The sequence below is a fragment of the Sedimentibacter sp. zth1 genome (assembly GCF_017352195.1).
GTDB lineage: Bacteria > Bacillota > Clostridia > Tissierellales > Sedimentibacteraceae > UBA1535.
Genome location: NZ_CP071445.1, coordinates 117,573 through 136,497, shown reverse-complemented (window position 1 = coordinate 136,497; position 18,925 = coordinate 117,573). Strand labels below are relative to the sequence as shown.

At 33.5% G+C, this 18,925-nt stretch carries 30 protein-coding genes; all 30 read right to left on the bottom strand.

Annotation, left to right across the window (positions count from 1 at the left end):
• Positions 1-5: 5 nt before the first annotated feature.
• Positions 6-404, bottom strand: coding sequence for a 30S ribosomal protein S11 (rpsK, locus tag JYG23_RS00680; RefSeq protein ID WP_207236544.1), 399 nt, complete (start codon positions 402-404; stop codon positions 6-8).
• A 12-nt stretch (positions 405-416) separates the two neighbouring features.
• The gene (rpsM, locus tag JYG23_RS00675; RefSeq protein WP_207236543.1) at positions 417-782 is read right to left on the bottom strand and encodes a 30S ribosomal protein S13; all 366 of its coding nucleotides are present in this window, start codon (positions 780-782) and stop codon (positions 417-419) included.
• Positions 783-851: 69 nt separating this feature from the next.
• Positions 852-965 carry a 50S ribosomal protein L36 gene (rpmJ, locus tag JYG23_RS00670; RefSeq protein ID WP_008516283.1) on the bottom strand — a complete coding sequence of 38 codons (114 nt, stop codon included), beginning with the start codon at positions 963-965 and terminating at the stop codon, positions 852-854.
• Positions 966-980: 15 nt separating this feature from the next.
• A complete protein-coding gene (gene infA / locus JYG23_RS00665; RefSeq protein WP_207237904.1) occupies positions 981-1,199 on the bottom strand; it encodes a translation initiation factor IF-1 in 219 nt (72 codons plus the stop codon).
• Positions 1,200-1,219: 20 nt separating this feature from the next.
• Positions 1,220-1,504: a KOW domain-containing RNA-binding protein gene (locus tag JYG23_RS00660; RefSeq protein ID WP_207236542.1), complete on the bottom strand. Its 285-nt coding sequence runs from the start codon at positions 1,502-1,504 to the stop codon at positions 1,220-1,222.
• A gap of 18 nt (positions 1,505-1,522) precedes the next feature.
• Complete coding sequence (gene map, locus JYG23_RS00655; protein ID WP_207236541.1) at positions 1,523-2,269, bottom strand: type I methionyl aminopeptidase; 747 nt, start codon at positions 2,267-2,269, stop codon at positions 1,523-1,525.
• A 1-nt stretch (position 2,270) separates the two neighbouring features.
• Positions 2,271-2,918 (bottom strand): adenylate kinase, encoded by a 648-nt coding sequence (locus tag JYG23_RS00650; RefSeq protein WP_207236540.1) that lies wholly within the window; start codon positions 2,916-2,918, stop codon positions 2,271-2,273.
• Positions 2,919-2,948: 30 nt separating this feature from the next.
• Entirely contained in the window at positions 2,949-4,223 is a 1,275-nt protein-coding gene (secY, locus tag JYG23_RS00645; protein ID WP_207236539.1) for a preprotein translocase subunit SecY, read from the bottom strand.
• Between the two features lies 1 nt (position 4,224).
• Complete coding sequence (gene rplO / locus JYG23_RS00640; protein ID WP_207236538.1) at positions 4,225-4,665, bottom strand: 50S ribosomal protein L15; 441 nt, start codon at positions 4,663-4,665, stop codon at positions 4,225-4,227.
• Positions 4,666-4,685: 20 nt separating this feature from the next.
• Complete coding sequence (rpmD, locus tag JYG23_RS00635; protein ID WP_207236537.1) at positions 4,686-4,862, bottom strand: 50S ribosomal protein L30; 177 nt, start codon at positions 4,860-4,862, stop codon at positions 4,686-4,688.
• 13 nt (positions 4,863-4,875) lie between these two features.
• Complete coding sequence (rpsE, locus tag JYG23_RS00630) at positions 4,876-5,370, bottom strand: 30S ribosomal protein S5 (protein WP_371818648.1); 495 nt, start codon at positions 5,368-5,370, stop codon at positions 4,876-4,878.
• Between the two features lie 30 nt (positions 5,371-5,400).
• Complete coding sequence (rplR, locus tag JYG23_RS00625; RefSeq protein WP_207236535.1) at positions 5,401-5,769, bottom strand: 50S ribosomal protein L18; 369 nt, start codon at positions 5,767-5,769, stop codon at positions 5,401-5,403.
• Positions 5,770-5,788: 19 nt separating this feature from the next.
• On the bottom strand, positions 5,789-6,328 hold the full coding sequence (rplF, locus tag JYG23_RS00620; protein ID WP_207236534.1) for a 50S ribosomal protein L6: 540 nt from the start codon (positions 6,326-6,328) through the stop codon (positions 5,789-5,791).
• 26 nt (positions 6,329-6,354) lie between these two features.
• Complete coding sequence (gene rpsH / locus JYG23_RS00615) at positions 6,355-6,753, bottom strand: 30S ribosomal protein S8 (RefSeq protein ID WP_207236533.1); 399 nt, start codon at positions 6,751-6,753, stop codon at positions 6,355-6,357.
• Between the two features lie 31 nt (positions 6,754-6,784).
• Positions 6,785-6,970, bottom strand: coding sequence for a type Z 30S ribosomal protein S14 (locus tag JYG23_RS00610; protein ID WP_207236532.1), 186 nt, complete (start codon positions 6,968-6,970; stop codon positions 6,785-6,787).
• A 15-nt stretch (positions 6,971-6,985) separates the two neighbouring features.
• Positions 6,986-7,528, bottom strand: coding sequence for a 50S ribosomal protein L5 (gene rplE, locus JYG23_RS00605; RefSeq protein WP_207236531.1), 543 nt, complete (start codon positions 7,526-7,528; stop codon positions 6,986-6,988).
• A 24-nt stretch (positions 7,529-7,552) separates the two neighbouring features.
• Positions 7,553-7,864: a 50S ribosomal protein L24 gene (gene rplX, locus JYG23_RS00600; RefSeq protein ID WP_207236530.1), complete on the bottom strand. Its 312-nt coding sequence runs from the start codon at positions 7,862-7,864 to the stop codon at positions 7,553-7,555.
• Positions 7,865-7,879: 15 nt separating this feature from the next.
• Positions 7,880-8,248, bottom strand: a complete 369-nt coding sequence (gene rplN, locus JYG23_RS00595; RefSeq protein ID WP_207236529.1) for a 50S ribosomal protein L14 — start codon at positions 8,246-8,248, stop codon at positions 7,880-7,882.
• A gap of 30 nt (positions 8,249-8,278) precedes the next feature.
• Entirely contained in the window at positions 8,279-8,533 is a 255-nt protein-coding gene (rpsQ, locus tag JYG23_RS00590; RefSeq protein WP_207236528.1) for a 30S ribosomal protein S17, read from the bottom strand.
• Positions 8,534-8,556: 23 nt separating this feature from the next.
• Positions 8,557-8,760: a 50S ribosomal protein L29 gene (gene rpmC, locus JYG23_RS00585; protein WP_207236527.1), complete on the bottom strand. Its 204-nt coding sequence runs from the start codon at positions 8,758-8,760 to the stop codon at positions 8,557-8,559.
• Positions 8,750-9,196 (bottom strand): 50S ribosomal protein L16, encoded by a 447-nt coding sequence (gene rplP, locus JYG23_RS00580; RefSeq protein ID WP_207236526.1) that lies wholly within the window; start codon positions 9,194-9,196, stop codon positions 8,750-8,752. Before rplP ends, rpmC begins: the two co-directional genes overlap by 11 nt.
• A 29-nt stretch (positions 9,197-9,225) precedes the next feature.
• Positions 9,226-9,957 (bottom strand): 30S ribosomal protein S3, encoded by a 732-nt coding sequence (rpsC, locus tag JYG23_RS00575; RefSeq protein WP_207236525.1) that lies wholly within the window; start codon positions 9,955-9,957, stop codon positions 9,226-9,228.
• A gap of 16 nt (positions 9,958-9,973) precedes the next feature.
• The gene (rplV, locus tag JYG23_RS00570) at positions 9,974-10,309 is read right to left on the bottom strand and encodes a 50S ribosomal protein L22 (protein ID WP_207236524.1); all 336 of its coding nucleotides are present in this window, start codon (positions 10,307-10,309) and stop codon (positions 9,974-9,976) included.
• 19 nt (positions 10,310-10,328) lie between these two features.
• A complete protein-coding gene (gene rpsS, locus JYG23_RS00565) occupies positions 10,329-10,610 on the bottom strand; it encodes a 30S ribosomal protein S19 (protein ID WP_207236523.1) in 282 nt (93 codons plus the stop codon).
• Between the two features lie 32 nt (positions 10,611-10,642).
• Positions 10,643-11,476, bottom strand: coding sequence for a 50S ribosomal protein L2 (gene rplB / locus JYG23_RS00560; protein WP_207236522.1), 834 nt, complete (start codon positions 11,474-11,476; stop codon positions 10,643-10,645).
• A gap of 56 nt (positions 11,477-11,532) precedes the next feature.
• On the bottom strand, positions 11,533-11,826 hold the full coding sequence (gene rplW / locus JYG23_RS00555) for a 50S ribosomal protein L23 (protein ID WP_207236521.1): 294 nt from the start codon (positions 11,824-11,826) through the stop codon (positions 11,533-11,535).
• Positions 11,826-12,449, bottom strand: a complete 624-nt coding sequence (gene rplD, locus JYG23_RS00550; RefSeq protein ID WP_207236520.1) for a 50S ribosomal protein L4 — start codon at positions 12,447-12,449, stop codon at positions 11,826-11,828. The genes rplW and rplD overlap by 1 nt, the downstream gene beginning before the upstream one ends.
• A gap of 27 nt (positions 12,450-12,476) precedes the next feature.
• Complete coding sequence (gene rplC, locus JYG23_RS00545) at positions 12,477-13,103, bottom strand: 50S ribosomal protein L3 (protein ID WP_207236519.1); 627 nt, start codon at positions 13,101-13,103, stop codon at positions 12,477-12,479.
• Positions 13,104-13,197: 94 nt separating this feature from the next.
• Positions 13,198-13,509, bottom strand: a complete 312-nt coding sequence (gene rpsJ, locus JYG23_RS00540; RefSeq protein ID WP_207236518.1) for a 30S ribosomal protein S10 — start codon at positions 13,507-13,509, stop codon at positions 13,198-13,200.
• A 498-nt stretch (positions 13,510-14,007) separates the two neighbouring features.
• Positions 14,008-18,864 (bottom strand): S8 family serine peptidase, encoded by a 4,857-nt coding sequence (locus JYG23_RS00535; protein ID WP_207236517.1) that lies wholly within the window; start codon positions 18,862-18,864, stop codon positions 14,008-14,010.
• Positions 18,865-18,925 lie beyond the last annotated feature (61 nt).

Here is an 18,925-nt window from a genome sequence, read left to right as displayed (position 1 = left end):
CTTTCCTATACTCTTCTACGTTTTGGAGGTCTACAACCGTTGTGTGGGATTGGAGTAACATCTTTAATTAAGCTTACTTCCAAACCAGCAGCTTGCAATGATCTTATTGCAGCTTCTCTTCCAGCGCCTGGGCCTTTAACGTATACTTCTATTGTTTTTAATCCGTGTTCCATTGCTCTTTTTGCAGCTTCTTCTGCTACCATTGATGCAGCGAAAGGAGTTGATTTTCTTGAACCTTTAAATCCAACTTGACCTGAACTAGCCCAAGAAATTGCATTTCCGTGCATGTCAGTTAAAGTTACTAATGTATTATTGAAGGTAGACTTAATATGAGCCTGGCCTTTTTCAATGTTTTTACGTTCTTTTCTTCTTACTCTTGTGTTTTTTTGTTTTTTAGCTGCCATTTAAGTCCCTCCTTATTTATTTTTTTTACCTGCTATTTTTTTTGGACCTTTTCTAGTTCTTGAATTATTTTTAGTATTTTGTCCTCTAACTGGTAATCCTCTTTTGTGTCTTAAGCCTCTATAACAGTTGATTTCTTTTAATCTTTTAATATTTAAAGAAACTTCTCTTCTTAAGTCACCTTCTACTGGATACTTATCAATCTCAGCTCTTATTTTTGCTATATCATCTTCTGTTAAGTCTTTAATTCTTATATCAGGGTTTACACCTGATAATTTTAATATTTTTCTAGAAGTTGATCTACCTATACCAAATATATATGTTAAACCTACTTCTACCCTTTTGTCTCTTGGTAAATCTACACCAGCAATTCTGGCCATTAAGCGTACACCTCCTACCCTTAGTAGTTTGCTTTTTTTATAATTTTAGTTGTCGTAATTGTTATATCCTTAACCTTGTTTTTGCTTATGTTTAGGGTTTTCACAAATTACCATTACTTTACCTTTTCTCTTTATGATCTTACATTTTTCACAAATTGGTTTTACTGATGGTCTTACTTTCATTGTAATACCTCCTTACTACTTTTTCCTCCAAGTTATTCTACCTCTTGATAAATCGTATGGTGACAGTTCAACTACAACTGCGTCTCCAGGGAGAATCCTGATATAATTCATTCTCAATTTTCCAGAGATATGAGCTAAAATCTGATACCCATTCTGGAGTTCTACTTTAAACATAGCATTTGGTAGAGCCTCAAGAACTTTTCCTTCTACTTCTATTACATCCTTTTTGGACATTGATTTCTCAACTCCCATTTCTAATTCTCTTCTGAATAGAAAGCATTTAATTGCTTCCTAACAAAAGCATCATTTATTTTCTCATTACTTTTTAACATTTTAGCAAAATTTTCGATTACTGAATTATAAACCATTAAATGTTTAATCTTTTTACGCTTTGGACAATTTAGTTTCCTTAAATCACCATCGCACAATAATACATGTTGATCATCTATAATATCATATATCACGAATACTCTGCCTTTGTCTCTTCCTGCTTTTGATTTAACAACTTGACCTTTTTGTATACTAGTTGTTGTATCCATCAATTCACCTCGTATCAATTACAGTACGGTAAGCAAATCTGGTTCACCATCAGTTATAGCAAATGTATGCTCATAATGCGCCGATGGTTTGCTATCTACAGTTACTACAGTCCAATCATTACCTAATATTTTCACATGATAGGTTCCTGCGTTTATCATTGGTTCTACTGCTAGAACCATTCCTTTTTGCAGCCGCGGACCTTTTCCAGGACTTCCAAAGTTAGGTATTTGTGGCGATTCATGCATTTCTTTGCCGACGCCATGCCCTACAAAGTCTCTTACAACAGAAAACCCACAAGATTCAGCATATTGCTGAATTGCATGTGAAATATCTGATAGCCTATAGCCAACTCTAGCAAATTTCATACCTTCATAAAAGCTCTGTCTAGTAACTTTTATTAGCTGCTCTTTCTCACTGTCAATTTGACCAACCGGATGTGTTTTTGCACTATCCCCAACATATCCTTCAAATGTAGCACCTATATCTACACTTACAATATCACCATCTTTAAGCTTTCTTGAAGAAGGAAATCCATGGACTACTTCTTCATTTACAGATGCACATATTGAAGCCGGGAAGCCACCATATCCTTTAAAAGTAGGAATTGCATTGCAAGATCTTATATAATCTTCAGCAATCTTATCTAGTTCAGCCGTTGTGACTCCAACCTTGATATGCTTTCTTATTAAATCATGTGCTCCTGCAACTATTCTACCAGCTTCACGCATTATTTCAACTTCTCGTTGCGTCTTAATAATAATCATATTACTCGCCTCTTAAATTTGAAATTATATCCCTGCTAACTTTATCTATTGATTGTTCGCCATTAATGTTTATTATACAACCTTTGTTTGTATAATATTCAATTAATGGTTGAGTTTGATTTTGATAAACATTGATTCTGTTTGCTACAGTTTCTTCTGTATCATCTTTACGTTGATATAGTTCTCCACCGCATTTGTCACAAACACCTTCTTTAGTAGGTTTGTTGAATAATAAATGATATGTCTGACCACAATCTTTACATATTCTTCTACCAACTGCTCTGTCTATCAATAATTTTGAATCTACTTCAATGTTTATTACATAGTCTAATTTTTGACCTAATTCTGAAAGAACATTGTCTAAAGCATTCGCTTGTTCAAGTGTTCTTGGAAAACCATCAAGTAGAAATCCATTTTTACAATCAACTTGTGAAATTCTATCTTTCACAATTTCAACAGTTAACTCATCAGGTACTAAAGCACCTTTATCAAGATAACTTTTTACCTTTTTACCAAGTTGTGTCTGTTCTTTTATGTTTTTTCTAAACATGTCTCCAGTTGAAACATGTGGAATTTTAAATTCATTTACTATAGTTTCTGCCTGTGTGCCTTTACCAGCACCAGGAGGTCCTAATAATATAGCTCTCATTTTTTATTTCCTCGATTTGATTTTTAATTATTATTTTAAAAATCCTTTATAGTGTCTCATCAACATATGAGCTTCTAATTGTTTCATTGTTTCCAAAGCAACACCTGTTACGATTAAAAGCGCAGTTCCACCAAAATAAATTTTAAGGTGAGTGAATGAAAGTACTAATGTTGGTATTGTAGCTATAATTGCAAGAGAAACTGCTCCTACGATTGTAACTCTATTCAATACCTTTGTTAAAAATTCTGTTGTTGGTCTTCCAGGTCTAATACCAGGAATGAAACCACCATTTTCTTTCAAGTTATTTGCATACTCAAATGGATTAAATTGTATTGCTGTATAGAAATATGTGAAGAATATAACAAATAGTATATTTACCAACGAATATATCCACTTACCTGGATTACCAGTTGTTGAAAACCACTTAGTTAAACCATCTGTCCAACTTGGAACGAAAAATGCTAATGTTTGTGGTAAAGCCAATATTGTTGAAGCAAATATTACAGGCATTACTCCTGCCATAAGAACTTTCATTGGAATATGTGTGTTTTGACCACCATACATTTTTCTACCTACAACTCTTTTTGCATATTGAACAGGTATTCTTCTTTCACCCTGTTGAACAGCAATTACACCAATTACTATTGCTACTGCAAATATTAAGAATATGATTAATTCGTGAATTCTTGCAGTTCCTACTTGGAATGAATAAACAACATTGCCTATATCTATTGGTATTCTCGAAATAATACCAGCAAATATAATAATTGATATACCATTTCCAATACCCTTATCTGTAATTTGTTCACCAAGCCACATTAAAAATGCTGTACCTGCTGTTAACACTATTACAACAACTGTTATTGAGAAAAAGCTCTTATCAATAATTGCTCTATTGAAAAAACCTACGCTATAAGCAACAGCTTGAATCAAAGCTAAAATTACTGTCAAATATCTTGTATATTGACCCATTTTTTTCTTTCCATCTTCAGCTTTGAATACTTCTTCAAGCTTTGGTATTACTATAGTTAGCAACTGAAGAATTATTGATGATGTAATGTAAGGGTAAATATTTAACGCAAATATTGTAAAATCTTTAAATGCTCCACCAGCCATTAGGTCAAAGAAATCCAAAATTCCTCCGCCCCCGCCTGAGTTTGTAAACATTTGTGCTACAACACTACGATCGATAAATGGTACTGGTATTACCGCACCAAACCTGTAAATGACTATCATCATTAACGTAAAAAGTATTCTTTTTCGTAAATCAGGTATTTTCCATGCATTCTTCATTGTTTCAAACAACTTAGATCACCTCTACTTTTCCACCAGCAGCCTCAATCTTTTCAACTGCAGATTTACTAAATTTATTCGCTTTTACTGTTAGTTTTTTTATGATTTCACCATTTCCTAAAACTTTTACTCCATCCAGCTGTTTCTTTAGTATACCTGTTTCTTTTAAAAGTTCTGGAGTGATTTCTGCTCCATCTTCAAATCTATTTAATACTTCAACATTTATCTCTGCATATCTAGTAGCAAAAATATTTGTGAATCCTCTTTTTGGAAGTCTTCTGTAAAGAGGCATCTGTCCACCTTCAAAACCAGGTCTAACACCACCACCTGAACGAGAATTTTGACCATCTTGTCCTCTACCAGCAGTTTTACCTTGTCCTGAAGCAGTACCTCTTCCTAATCTTTTTCTGTTTTTGTTACTACCAGGATTAGGTTTTAATTCATGAAGTTTCATCTGTACACCTCCTTATAGTTTTATTCTACAACCTCTACCATGTGTTGAACTTTTGCGATCATACCTCTTATTGCAGCATTATCTTCGTGTTCTACAACATGACTAATTTTTCTTAATCCTAAAGCTTGAATTGTTTTTCTTTGTGCAGGTGTTCTGCCAATTAAGCTTTTCTTTAGTTTTATTTTAATTGTTGCCATTAATGTTCACCTCTTAACCTAAAATCTCTTCTACTGATTTCCCTCTAATTTTTGCTACATCTTCAGGTTTCTTTAGGGATTTTAAGGCTTCTATTGTTGCACTCACCATGTTCTTAGGATTATTTGATCCTAGAGACTTAGTTCTTATATCTTTAATTCCTGCAAGTTCTAAAACCGCACGAACAGGGCCACCAGCTATAATTCCAGTACCTTCTTTTGCAGGTTTAATAAGAACTCTACCAGCGCCAAACACTCCAACCATCTCATGAGGTACGGTTGTGTTTTGTATTGGCACTTCAATCATTCTTTTCATAGCATCTTGTTTAGCTTTTCTAATAGCATCTGGTATTTCTATAGCTTTTGCCATACCAACACCAACTTGGCCGTTTTCATTACCTACAACCACTAATGCAGAAAATCTGAAGTTTCTACCACCTTTAACAACTTTTGTTACACGGTTGATAGTTATAAGTTTATCTTTAAACTCATCTGTTTGGTTTGCTTCCATACGTCCACGTTCCATTGCCTTACCTCCTTCTTAAAATTCAAGTCCATTTTCTCTTGCAGCATCTGCAAGTGATTTCACTCTACCATGATATAAATATCCGCCTCTATCAAACACAACTGATTTTATACCTTTTTCATTTGCTTTCTTAGCAACTTCAGCACCCACAAGCTTAGCTGCTTCAGTTTTATTTAATTCAGTAACTTTAGCTACTATTTCCTTATCTTTTGTTGAAGCTGAAGTAATAGTAGTACCTGTTACATCATCAATAACTTGAGCATATATGTTCTTAGAGCTTCTATATACATTTAGTCTTGGTCTCTCAGGAGTTCCTACAATTTTATTTCTAATTTTGTTGTGCCTGTTAACTCTTTTTTGATTTCTATTTACTTTTTTAAGCACTAATACTCACTCCTTTCTGTTATTTACCAGTCTTACCAGCTTTACGTCTAATTACTTCGTTAGCGTATTTAATACCTTTACCTTTATATGGTTCAGGTTTTCTCCAATCTCTAATTACCGCTGCATAGTTTCCAACTTGTTGTTTATCAATACCTTTAACAATAACCTTGTTAGTTCCGTCAACTGCAGTTTCTATTCCATTAGGATCTTCCATTTCAACGGGATGGGAAAAACCTAAATTCATAACTAATTTTTTACCTTTTTTTTGTGCTCTATAACCAACACCAACAATTTCTAGGACTTTTTCGTATCCGTCTGTTACACCAATAATCATATTGCTTATTAAAGTTCTTGTTAACCCGTGTAATGATCTAGATTGTTTTTCATCATTTGGTCTAGCAACTGTTATAACACCTTCATTTAATTCAATTATCATTAATTTAGGTAGTTGTTGTTCTAAAGTACCTTTTGGTCCTTTTACTGTTACAAAGTTATTAGCATCAAGCTTCACTTCAACATTGCTAGGCACGTTTATTGGCTTTAATCCTATTCTTGACATTTGTACAGCACCTCCTATTTCTTATATTACCATACGTAGCAGATTACTTCTCCGCCTATTCCGTGTTTTCTTGCATTCTTATCTGTCATAATACCTGAAGATGTAGAGATTATTGCTATCCCTAATCCACCAAGTACTCTAGGAGTTTCATCCTTTTGTACAAAAACTCTTAGTCCAGGTTTAGAAATTCTCTTTATTCCAGTTATTACTCTTTCTTTATTATTAGCATATTTTAATTCAACTCTAATAATTCCTTGCTTACCATCATCTATTACATCAAAACCCTTGATATAGCCTTCTTCTAATAAAATCGTTACTATTTCTTTTTTGATTTTAGAAGCAGGAATATCCACGAATTCGTGTTTTGCATGATTACTATTTCTGATTCTTGTTAACATATCTGCAATAGGATCTGTCATTACCATGTAAGTAACCTCCTTCCATTCTTATAATTCTCTACCAACTAGCCTTTTTAACGCCAGGTATTTGTCCTTTGTATGCTAGTTCTCTAAAGCATATACGACAAATTCCGTATTTTCTCAAATAAGCATGAGGTCTTCCACAAATTTTACATCTGCTATACTCTCTTGTCTTAAATCTTTGTTTTCTTACTTGCTTAATTTTTAAAGATGTTTTAGCCAATTTTCAATCCTCCTCTTACTTACTAAAAGGCATACCCATTAATTTTAATAGTTCTCTTGCTTCCTCATCTGTGTTAGCAGTTGTTGTTATAATTATGTCCATACCTCTTATTTTATCTATTTTATCATAGTTGATTTCAGGAAAAATCAATTGTTCTTTTATGCCTAATGCATAATTTCCTCTTCCATCAAATGAAGTTTTTGATACTCCTCTGAAGTCTCTAACTCTTGGCAATGAGATGTTTACAAACTTATCTAAGAAATCATACATTCTTTCTCCTCTAAGTGTAACTTTGCAACCAACTGCCATGCCTTCTCTTATTTTGAAGTTAGATACAGATTTTCTTGCTTTTGTTGTAACAGGTTTTTGACCAGCAATAAGAGTCATTTCTTCTACAGCTTTTTCTAAGAATTTTTGATTATCTTTTGCTTCGCCAACTCCCATGTTTATAACTATTTTCTCTACCTTTGGTGCCTGCATAACACTTTTGTATTGGAATTTTTCAACCAATGCTGGCACTACGTCATTTTTATATGTCTCAAACAATCTTGAAGCCATTTGCTTTGTACCTCCCTTCGAGCATTATTCAAACATTTCTCCACATTTTTTACATACTCTAACTTTTTTTCCGTTTTCTAAAACTTTCTTTTCTACTCTTACGCCTTGTTTACATTTACTACAGTAAAGCATAACGTTAGAAACATTTATAGAGCCTTCTTGGTGTATTATACCTGCTTGTTGCATATCTCTAGTTGCTTTTTGGTGTTTTGTTATCATGTTGACACCTTGAACTATTACTCTATTGTTTTTTGGAATACCTGTCAAAACTGTTCCTATTTTACCCTTATCTTTACCTGCAATAACTACAACTTTATCGCCTTTTTTAACGTGCATCTTATACACCTCCTATTAAAGTACTTCCGGTGCTAAAGAGATTATTTTCATAAAGTTACCATCTCTTAATTCTCTTGTTATAGGTCCAAATATACGAGTACCTACAGGTGTTTTATCTTCTTTTATAATTACAGCCGCATTTTCGTCAAACTTAATATAAGTTCCATCGTTTCTACGAACACCTTTTTTTGTTCTTACAACTACAGCCTTAACAACTTCACCCTTCTTAACAACTCCTCCAGGTGTTGCTGTTTTAACAGCAGCAACGATTATATCACCAATATTTGCATATCTTCTGCTTGAACCGCCCAGTACTCTTATAACAAGTATTTCTTTAGCTCCTGAATTATCTGCAACTCTTAATCTTGATTCGTTTTGTACCATTTATTAAACCTCCCTTCAATTGTTGTAGGGTTATTTAGCTTCTTCAACAATTTCAACTAATCTCCATCTTTTGTCTTTTGATAATGGTCTAGTTTCCATTATTTTTACTATGTCACCAATTTTGCACTTATTTTCTTCATCATGTGCTTTATATTTCTTTGATTTCTTTACTTGCTTCTTATAAAGAGGATGTGCTACAAGCTTTTCAGTAGCAACTACTATTGTTTTATCCATTTTATCACTTACTACTTTACCAATTCTAACTTTTCTGTTGCCTCTTTCCAAATTAATAGTCCTCCTTTCTTAAACTATTGCACATTAACATTAATTTCTCTCTCTCTAAGAATTGTTTTAACACGTGCAATGTCTTTTTTTACTTTATTTATTCTTAAAGGATTTTCCAACTCACCTGTAGCAAGTTGAAATCTTAAATTAAAAAGTTCTGTTTTTAATTCTACTAATGATTGGTTTAATTCGCTAACTGTTTTTTCTCTTATTTCTTTAGCTTTCATTTGCTTCACCATCCTTTTCTATCGCCTGCTCTTCTTTCATAACAAACTTACATTTTATAGGCAATTTATGCATGGCAAGTCTCATAGCCTCTCTAGCTACTTCCTCAGAAACTCCTGTCATTTCAAATAAAATTCTTCCTGGTTTAACTACTGCTACCCAGTACTCTGGAGATCCTTTACCTTTACCCATACGAGTTTCAGCAGGTTTTTTTGTAACTGGCTTATCTGGAAATACTTTAATCCAAATTTGACCGCCTCTTTTTACGTATCTTGTCATCGCTCTTCTGGCAGCTTCTATTTGGTTAGATGTGATCCAAGCTGGCTCTAACGCTTGAAGTCCAAATTCGCCATATGCTAACTTATTGCCTCTTGTTGCTACTCCAGTCATTCTTCCTCTTTGAACTTTACGGTGTTTAACTCTTTTAGGCATTAACATAATTAACTTCCTCCTTCCTTAAGTACTGTCTACTTTTTATCTCTTTTATAGTTATTGTTTGATCTTCTTTTTCTTTTATCTTTGTTGTGCGAAACTGCGCCTTTAACTTCTTCTTGACCAGAAACAAGTTTTTTGCCCAAAACTTCGCCTTTACAAATCCAAACCTTAACACCTATTTTACCATAAGTAGTATCTGCTTCTGCAAAACCGTAGCTTATGTTAGATCTTAATGTTTGCAATGGCACTGTACCATCAGTATATCTTTCAGTTCTTGCCATATCAGCACCGTTTAATCTACCCGATACAGAAGTTTTTATACCTTTAGCACCTGATCTCATAGTTCTTTGAATAGATTGTTTCATTGCTCTTCTGAATGATACCCTTTTTTCTATTTGGCTTGCAATACTTTCTGCAACCAATTGAGCATCTAACTCAGGAACTCTTACTTCCTCTACATTAATTATGACAGTCTTACCTGTTATTTTTTCAACATTCTTCTTTAATGATTCAACACCTGATCCGCCTTTTCCTATAATCATACCAGGTTTAGCAGTATAAACACTAAGTTTTATTCTACTTGCAAATCTCTCTATTTCTACCTTAGCAATTCCTGCTTGGTATAAGTTTTTCTTAATAAATTCACGAACTTTGTAATCTTCAATAAGATTTATATGGAAGTCCTTTTTACTAGCGTACCATTTTGAATCCCAATCTTGAATTACTCCAACTCTCAGTCCATGAGGATTTACTTTTTGGCCCATTAATTTACCTCCTTTACTAGTCTCTTTCTTTTACAACTACACCTATATGGCTAGTTCTTTTTAATATTTTAAATGCTCTACCTTGTGATCTTGGTCTAAATCTTTTTGTAGTAGGTCCTTGATTTGAATATACCTCAGATACAAATAACTGATCTCTATTCATATCAAAATTGTTTTCTGCATTAGCAGCAGCTGATTTTACAACTTTTTCTAATATTTTAGCACCTTTATTAGGTGTAAACTTTAATATTGTAAGTGCTTCTTCAACACTTTTTCCTCTTACCATATCACATATAAATCTCATCTTTCTAGATGATACTCTTACATGCTTAGCGATTGCTCTAGCTTCCACTTTAGCTACCTCCCTTCATTTATTTAACTTTTGAAGATTTTTCAGTCTTATTATGTCCTCTATAAGTCCTTGTCGGAGCAAACTCACCTAATTTATGTCCAACCATATCTTCAGTTATATATACAGGAACGTGCTTTCGTCCATCATGTATAGCTAATGTGTGTCCTATCATTTCAGGGAATATTGTAGATCTTCTTGACCAAGTCTTAATAACTTTTTTGTCATTAGCTTCGTTTAAAGTAACTACTTTTTTCATTAGACTAGGCTCACAATAAGGTCCCTTTTTTAACGATCTACCCATCTACTATTTCCTCCTTTCACAAAACCTGTTATTTATTTAGATTTTCTTGTTCTTACAATCATTTTATTAGACTTTTTATTCTTCTTACGAGTTTTATAGCCTAATGCTGGTTTACCCCAAGGTGTTACTGGAGATGGTCTTCCTACTGGAGCTTTACCTTCACCACCACCGTGTGGGTGATCGTTAGGGTTCATTACACTACCTCTTACTGTTGGTCTAATACCCATGTGTCTCTTTCTACCGGCTTTACCGATATTGATATTTTCATGGTCTATGTTACCAACTTGACCGATTGTAGCTCTACACTCCATGCTTACCATTCTTACTTCACCACTTGGAAGTCTAACTTGTGCATACTTTCCTTCTTTAGCCATTAACTGTGCTGAGTTACCAGCAGATCTAACTAACTGTGCACCTTTTCCAGCCTTCAATTCAATATTATGAATTGTAGTACCAACAGGTATGTTTTTCAATTGTAATGTATTACCTATTTTGATATCCGCTTTGCTACCTGATTCTATAACATCTCCAACTTTTAACTTGTTTGGAGCTATTATATATCTTTTTTCTCCGTCTACATAATGTACTAATGCAATATTAGCACTTCTGTTTGGATCATACTCAATTGTAGCAATTTTACCTGGTACACCGTCTTTATTTCTTTTGAAATCTATTATTCTGTATTTTCTCTTTTCACCGCCACCTTTATGACGAACTGTAATACATCCATGTACGTTTCTTCCTGCAGTTTTACTTAAAGGTGCTAAAAGAGATTTCTCAGGTTCGTTAGTTGTTATCTCTTCAAAAGTCGAAACAGTCATCTGTCTTAAAGATGGAGAAGTAGGTTTAAATTTTTTTATACCCATGAGATTTCCTCCTTTTGATTATTTTGTTTATTGTATTTTTATAATATATTAAAATCTTAGTTCATTCCTTCGAAGAATTCAATTGCTTTGCTGTCTTCAGTTAAAGCTATGATAGCTTTTTTCCAACTTGCTCTTCTTCCAGCATGAGCGCCTTGTCTTTTCATTTTTCCAAGCATATTCATTGTGTTTACGCTCTTAACTTTTACTCCGAAAACTTGCTCAACTGCGTTTTTAATTTCAGTTTTGTTGGCTTTTTTATCCACTTCAAAAGTGTATTTTTTGTCAGCCATTGCATCCATACTTGCTTCTGTAATTATTGGTCTTTTTATTAAATCGTGTGGACTGCGCATTATGCGTACACCTCCTCCACTTTGTTTACTGCGTCTTTTGTTATTATGAAAGTATCACAGTTCAAAATATCATATACGTTAATTGTGTTAACATATGCAGTTTTAACACCTGGAATATTGCTTGCTGATCTAACAACATTTGCGTCTCTTTCAGGTATTACTATTAAAGATTTTTTGTTTGCTTTAAGATTTGATAAAACTTTTACCATTTCTTTAGTTTTTGGTTGTTCTAAAGTTAAACTATCAAGAACAATTATTTCTTTGTCTATAACCTTTGAGCTTAATGCTGATTTAAGTGCTAATCTCTTAACCTTTTTAGGTATTGAATAGCTATAATCTCTTGGTTTTGGTGCGAATACAACTCCGCCGCCTTTCCATTGTGGTGCTCTGATACTACCTTGTCTTGCACGTCCTGTTCCTTTTTGTCTCCAAGGTTTTCTTCCGCCACCTCTTACTTCTGCTCTAGTCTTTGCTGATTGTGTACCTTGTCTTTGATTAGCTAAATAGTTTTTTACAGCCTCATACATAACGTGGTTATTTGGCTCAATTCCGAATATTGCATCGCATAATTCGACATCACCCACTTGACTGCCGTTTATATCATAAAGAGCTACTTTTGGCATCTTTAATCCTCCTTTCTACTTTTCTAACTATCTTTTTACTGTTTCTTTAACTGTTACTAAGCCTTTTTTAGGTCCTGGTATAGCACCTTTTATAAGCAATACATTTTTAGCTGTATCTACTTTTATAATTTCAAGGTTTTGTACAGTTACTCTTACATGACCCATATGTCCGTGTGCAGGTATTCCTTTAATTACTCTACAAATACCAGCTGAAGCTCCTAAAGAACCTCTTAATCTGTGGAATTTAGAACCATGACTCATAGGTCCTCTCGAGTGACCATGTCTTTTAATATTTCCTGCAAATCCTTTACCTTTTGATGTTCCAATAACATCAACTTTGTCTCCGGCTTGGAAAATATCTAATTTTATTTCTTGTCCAACTTCGTATTCATCAATGTTTTCTACTCTAAATTCTCTAAGGATTTTTTTGTATTCAACGTTTGATTTTTCGAAATGACCTTTTAAAGGTTTTGTTACATTTTTTGTTTTGATATCACCGAATCCAACTTGGATTGCGTTGTAACCATCTTTCTCAATAGTTTTCTTTTGAACTACGAACATTTTGCTCGATTCTACTACTGATACTGGAACAACATTACCTTGTTCTGTGAACACTTGAGTCATTCCTATTTTTTTACCAAGAATTGCTTTCATTTAGATTACACCTCCTATTTTCTTACAGCGGATTACCGCCAGGTAATCATTCTAAGCAGAGTTGTATATATTATATTATCTCTACTTTACTTTCTTATAGCTTAATTTCAATGTCTACTCCAGCAGGCAAATTAAGTTTCATTAATGAGTCTACTGTTTTAGGAGTAGGATTAGTGATGTCAATTAATCTTTTGTGTGTTCTTTGCTCAAACTGCTCTCTAGAATCTTTGTACTTGTGAACTGCTCTTAATATTGTAACAACTTGTTTTTCTGTAGGTAGTGGAATTGGTCCAGCTACAGTTGCTCCAGTTGCTTTAGCAGTCTCTACAATTTTTTGTGCAGATTGATCAATCAATTGATGGTCATAAGCCTTTAACCTAATTCTTATTTTTTGAGTGCTTGCCATTTTTTTACCTCCTTCTTCGTATGTTGCACATACAACTCGGAATCGCTGATACACCTATCCGGGTGTTTCTAATATTTTTTTAAAAAAAACGATACCGGTCGCCCCGTTTTTAAAACAAGACATTCTCAACAAAAATTACCTGATTAAATCAGCAACCTTTTGTCTCATCGCATGTGGCACGCTATATCATAGTACACTAATATAGCAGTTAATGCAAGTCTTTTTTTTATTATTTTTCAATTGTTAAGAAAAATTAATATTTAAGATTGTTTAAAATATGTTGTAAGTATTAATGTCATGTTTTATACTAATCTTTGCAACTTTAACAGTATACATTAATTTTTCTACCTTGTAAATAAAAATATTTTGGTAATTTAAGGTTAAACTTAATACTTTTAAACATTAAAACTATGTAGCTTTTTGACATACTGATATGGCCTATAATTTTAAAATTATAGGCCATTCTATAGTATTGTTATAAATTAAGATATAATTTTACTATTTTGAATAGAATGTTATATTTCCGTTTGAATTATAATAAGTAATACGTTGTGGTAATAATTCATAACTAACAATTTGACCATCAAAGTCTACTATATCATCATTATCAAGTTTTATATAAACTTGATTGCCTAAATCTAACCACTCGATTAATTTTTCTTGCGCTTCCGAGTTACTATTTAAATAATTTATGTCATATGCTTCTTCACCAACTATTACTGAATTTACTGGAAGCATATTCATCTGTCCTACCACTGTAATACGGCCTTCAGCTATATCAAGCATTCTAATATTATCTTCAGTTACTAACAATACTTCAATTTGTAAGTTACTTACTACCATTGTTTCTGGTACTGTCCATAAACCCCTATAGAATCCTGGTGTTACTTCAATCATTGGAATTTCAAGTTCATTATTTGACATTTCAGGTGAAAATAATAATCTAAAGTATCCACTACATCTACTAGGTCCATTAAAACTTACTTCTAATGCATCTCCCTCTCTAAGTTCTGTATCTTCTGATGGCTGTATGTTTATGATTGAAGTCTCTTCTAATATTATTGTTAATCTTCCATCTGCAATTGCTGTTACCTCATATCCAAATTCGCTGATATACACAACTTCGACCTGTATATTGTTTCCCTCTAATCCTTCAGGAACAGTCCAAGTACCAGTATATACTCCATCTTCTTCTGTCATAGGAATTCCTGTCTTGTTATCTGAAACTTCAAATGGAAGCAATAATCTAAAGTAGCCTTCTCCACCTGTTGGCGCATTGAAGCTAACAGTCAATACATCACCAACATAAAGCTCTAAATCTTCTGATGGCTGTATATTAGTAATTTCAGGTTCTGCTAATTCTACAGTTACTGTTCTTTCAACAACTGTTTCATTTCCTGCAATATCTATTGCTTTAACTGTAATAATATTAACACCTTGATTTACCATCAATCTTTCATGGAAGTTTCCATCTTCATCTATTGCTACTTCTACTTCGTTGATCAATAATTGTGTTATTTCTATATTATCTTGTACATTGCCTACAACATGAACTACTTCTGTATTGATTTTTAAATTATCTTCTGGTTCTTCTACTATTAATTCTGGTGCTATTTTGTCTTTTATTACTGTCACTGCTGATGATGGCTCTGTTTCTATTCCGTCCATTTCTGCTGTTACCATAATTGTATTTTCATCTAATGGTAAATTTATTTCTACTGCAAATTCTTTGTTTTCTGTATCTACTGTAGTTACCTTTTCACCATTTAGATATACATTTACTTTACCATCTACTGTAACTGTTCCTTCTACAGTTATTGAGTCTTGATTTGTATATGTTAATTCATTTAGATTAGTTATAACTGGTACAGCTACTGAGTATTCCATTCTTGCTCTGATCATTATTCCACCTTGGATATTTTCTTCTGATATTAGCTTGAATTCTCCACCAAGATTCAAATATGATCTATCTCCGTATGGAGAGTTTTCATCTATACCTGTTCCTGGGCAAGAAGAACCTGCTGCATCTTGTATCGTTGAGATATAGAAATCTCTATCTGTTGAGAAGCCTAAACTTGATAAATCTATATAGTTAAATTCTCCTCTTATTACATCAACAAATATAGGATCTCCTACTTGATATGGTGCTCCATTATCATCTATTCCGTATATTGCAAAACCTATTCTATTTCCTCCTGGTGATGGCCAGCTATTATCCCAGAAGAAAATATTTGCTCCTTTTACTTTACCGTATTGTTCAGGTGTAAATCTTACTGCTAATCCGTAACCTGCACTATTTAATACTAATGCGTTTTCTCCTACTCCATCGTCATAGATTATATCATCTTCATAACCTACAAATCTCTTAAGTGGTATATCAACATTTGTTATTTCATCTTCGTATACATCTACAGTAATTTCTCCTGGATCAAATCCATCTGCTACCACTTTAAGTGTATATGTTCCTTCATATACTTTGTTAATTCTAAAGTATCCATCTTCATCTGCTACTACTGGAGCTACTTTAGGGTCTTCTACCACTCTTATTACAGCATTAGCTGCTCCGTTATTATAATATCTGTCAAATACTCTTCCTATAATAGTTCCCTGTGGTTTTGGTTCTAACATGATATTTACTCTTGTTGTTTCATCTTCATTTACATTTACAGTTACTTCATTTGCATAATATCCATATGCTTCTGCTCTTAGTGTAAGGTTTTCTCCAAGTACGTGTCTCATATAGAATTTACCGTTAACTGGATTTACTTTAACACTTCTTCCTGTCTCCAGTACTGTTACTACTGCATCAGTAGCAGGGATTCCACCATATACCATTGGTATACTTTTTACTTCTTCATCTTCTATTGTTACATAATTATTTGTTTTGTCTTTCTTTAAGCTATATTTTAATTCTTCTGGATCTACATAATCCGACTTCATAATTTCAGGTTTTGACGCTTCTTCTTGACTTACTTGGTTTTCTGAAACTTTCATAGCGTCAGTACCTACACCAATTAATCTTACATTGTCTATATACCAACCTGGATTTGCATTTGAACTATCTGAAGTAAAGCGGAATGCAACAAATACTGGATCTAGAGAACCTATATAATCATTAAGATTAATTACTGTGTCTATCCATTCCATTCTAATTCCTGTACGGGTGCCTACTATTGTCCATGTATCACCATAATCGTTTGAAACATAAACATAACATATATCGTAATAGTATTCTGTTTCGAACCATTCTTGTAATCTTAATGTTGCTGAACCTAGATCAGCATTTCTTAAATCTATTGGTGGAGTTACTAACAAGCTATCTGCATCATTTGCATAATTTCCATCTATTTTAGTTCCTGCTAATTTTTCTCCTTCATATGCTTCTGGGCTTGTTCCTGATGGTACTCCATATTCCCATTCTCCATCAAATATCCAGCCTTCTACTCCATCTTCAAAGCCTTGAGTATATTCATCTGGAACAATACCAAATTTAACTTCTATATTATAATCTGGTGAAACAACAGCATCTCCTCCATAATCTCTAGCTTTTATCTTATATGTAATACTATTTCCTCCTAGCATATCATAGCTTATTGTTCCTTTGTATATTCCTGCTTTATGATCTCCTGATATTCTATTCATTGGAGTTAACATCCAGTAGGATTTGCCTTCTTGTTTTACTAATAACTCTACTTCTGTTATAGCTACATCATCAGATATCTCTGCTATTATATCTGTATCTGAACCTATATATATTTCTGTTACCATTTGTTCGTGATTTATAACTGGCTCACTTGTATCCTCGCCAGGTACTAACACTTTACCAGAAATGTATCCTGTTCCTGATGCTACTTGTGATACTGCTTCAAATGTATCAACTAAACCATAACCGTATGACATATTAGGTGCTGTTGGATATGATGTGTCAACTAATGGCATTGCTGTACTCTTGATAACTTCATCTATATCATCCACTGTCAATGATGCGTTTGCTGATAACAACAATGCTACTGTTCCTGTAATATGTGGTGCTGACATTGATGTTCCTGACCATCCACCTTGGTATCCACCACCTGGTATTGATGATCTAATACTTACTCCTGGTGCTGATATTTCTGGTTTTATTAAACTTTCATCATATGGTGATGGACCTAATTTTGAGAACGAAGCTCTCATATTATTTATATCTGTTGCTGCTACTGCAAATGATTCTGGATAATTTGCTGGGCATGATATTGATCCTGGCCATGGTGCTGGTTCGCCCGCTCTCTGGTTTCCTGCTGAAAATACTGGGAATATTCCTGCTGCTCTCCAGTTCCTTACAGCATCTCTATACCATTCATCTATTCCTGATCCACCACCCCATGAGTTGTTGACAACATCAGGTGCATTTGCTGGATCTCCATTTGGTTGAAGCATCCATTCTGCTGCTGATAATAATATTGTACCTGTAGTTGAACCTGAAGTGTTAAATACTCTTGCTGCTATCCATCTTGCTCCTGGTGCTACACCTATTTTATTACTTCCATCTTCCTCTTGTCCTAATACTGTTCCCATAACATGAGTTCCATGCTCATCTGAATCTTCTGGTAATGTTGAATTATATACTGGGTCAAACCAGCTACCTTCAGGATTAGTTTCTCCTGTTGATGGATCATATCCTCTCCATTTATTCTTTATCGCTGGATGTGTCCAATCTACTCCTGAATCTAGGCTTCCTACTACAACTCCGCTACCATCAATTCCCAATTCCCAAGTTTGGTCTGCATTAACTTTTTCAATGTTCCACTCTATGCCCTCTGTTGTTGGTTTTATCTCTTCACTCATTTCTGTAACTTCTAATGTGTGAACTTTATTTTTATATATTTTCTCTACTTCTGACATAAATGAAATATTTTCTATTACTTCTTTTGTTGCTTTTACATATATCATATTGACTATGTGATAAGATGTAAATTCTTCAACATTTCCTTTATCCATTTCTTGATCTAAATATTTGATTATATTTTTTTGAGTAGTAGTTGCTTCATCTTTTAAAGCTTCAACTACTCCTTTTCTTACTTCTAATTTTGTATTATATGGGGTCATTACATCTGACACAGCAGATTTTGTAGCCTCAGCTATCATTTCTGTGTCTACTTGTTCTTTCATATACACTAGTACTTCTATTAGGTCTTCGTCAAAATCATTCATTACTTCTGGTGTAATCTTTGATAATGCTTCTTGTTTTAATTCTTCTTTTGCTGAGCTAATATTACTGTCATTTGCATAAGCAAATGATGGAATCATGCTTATTATCATTAATAATGTTAATATTACGGCAAAATTCTTTTTAACTTTTAGATTACTTAGCATTCTAGGTCTCCCCTTTATAAGATTATTTAACCATTTATATCAAAGTAAATTAATAAATTCT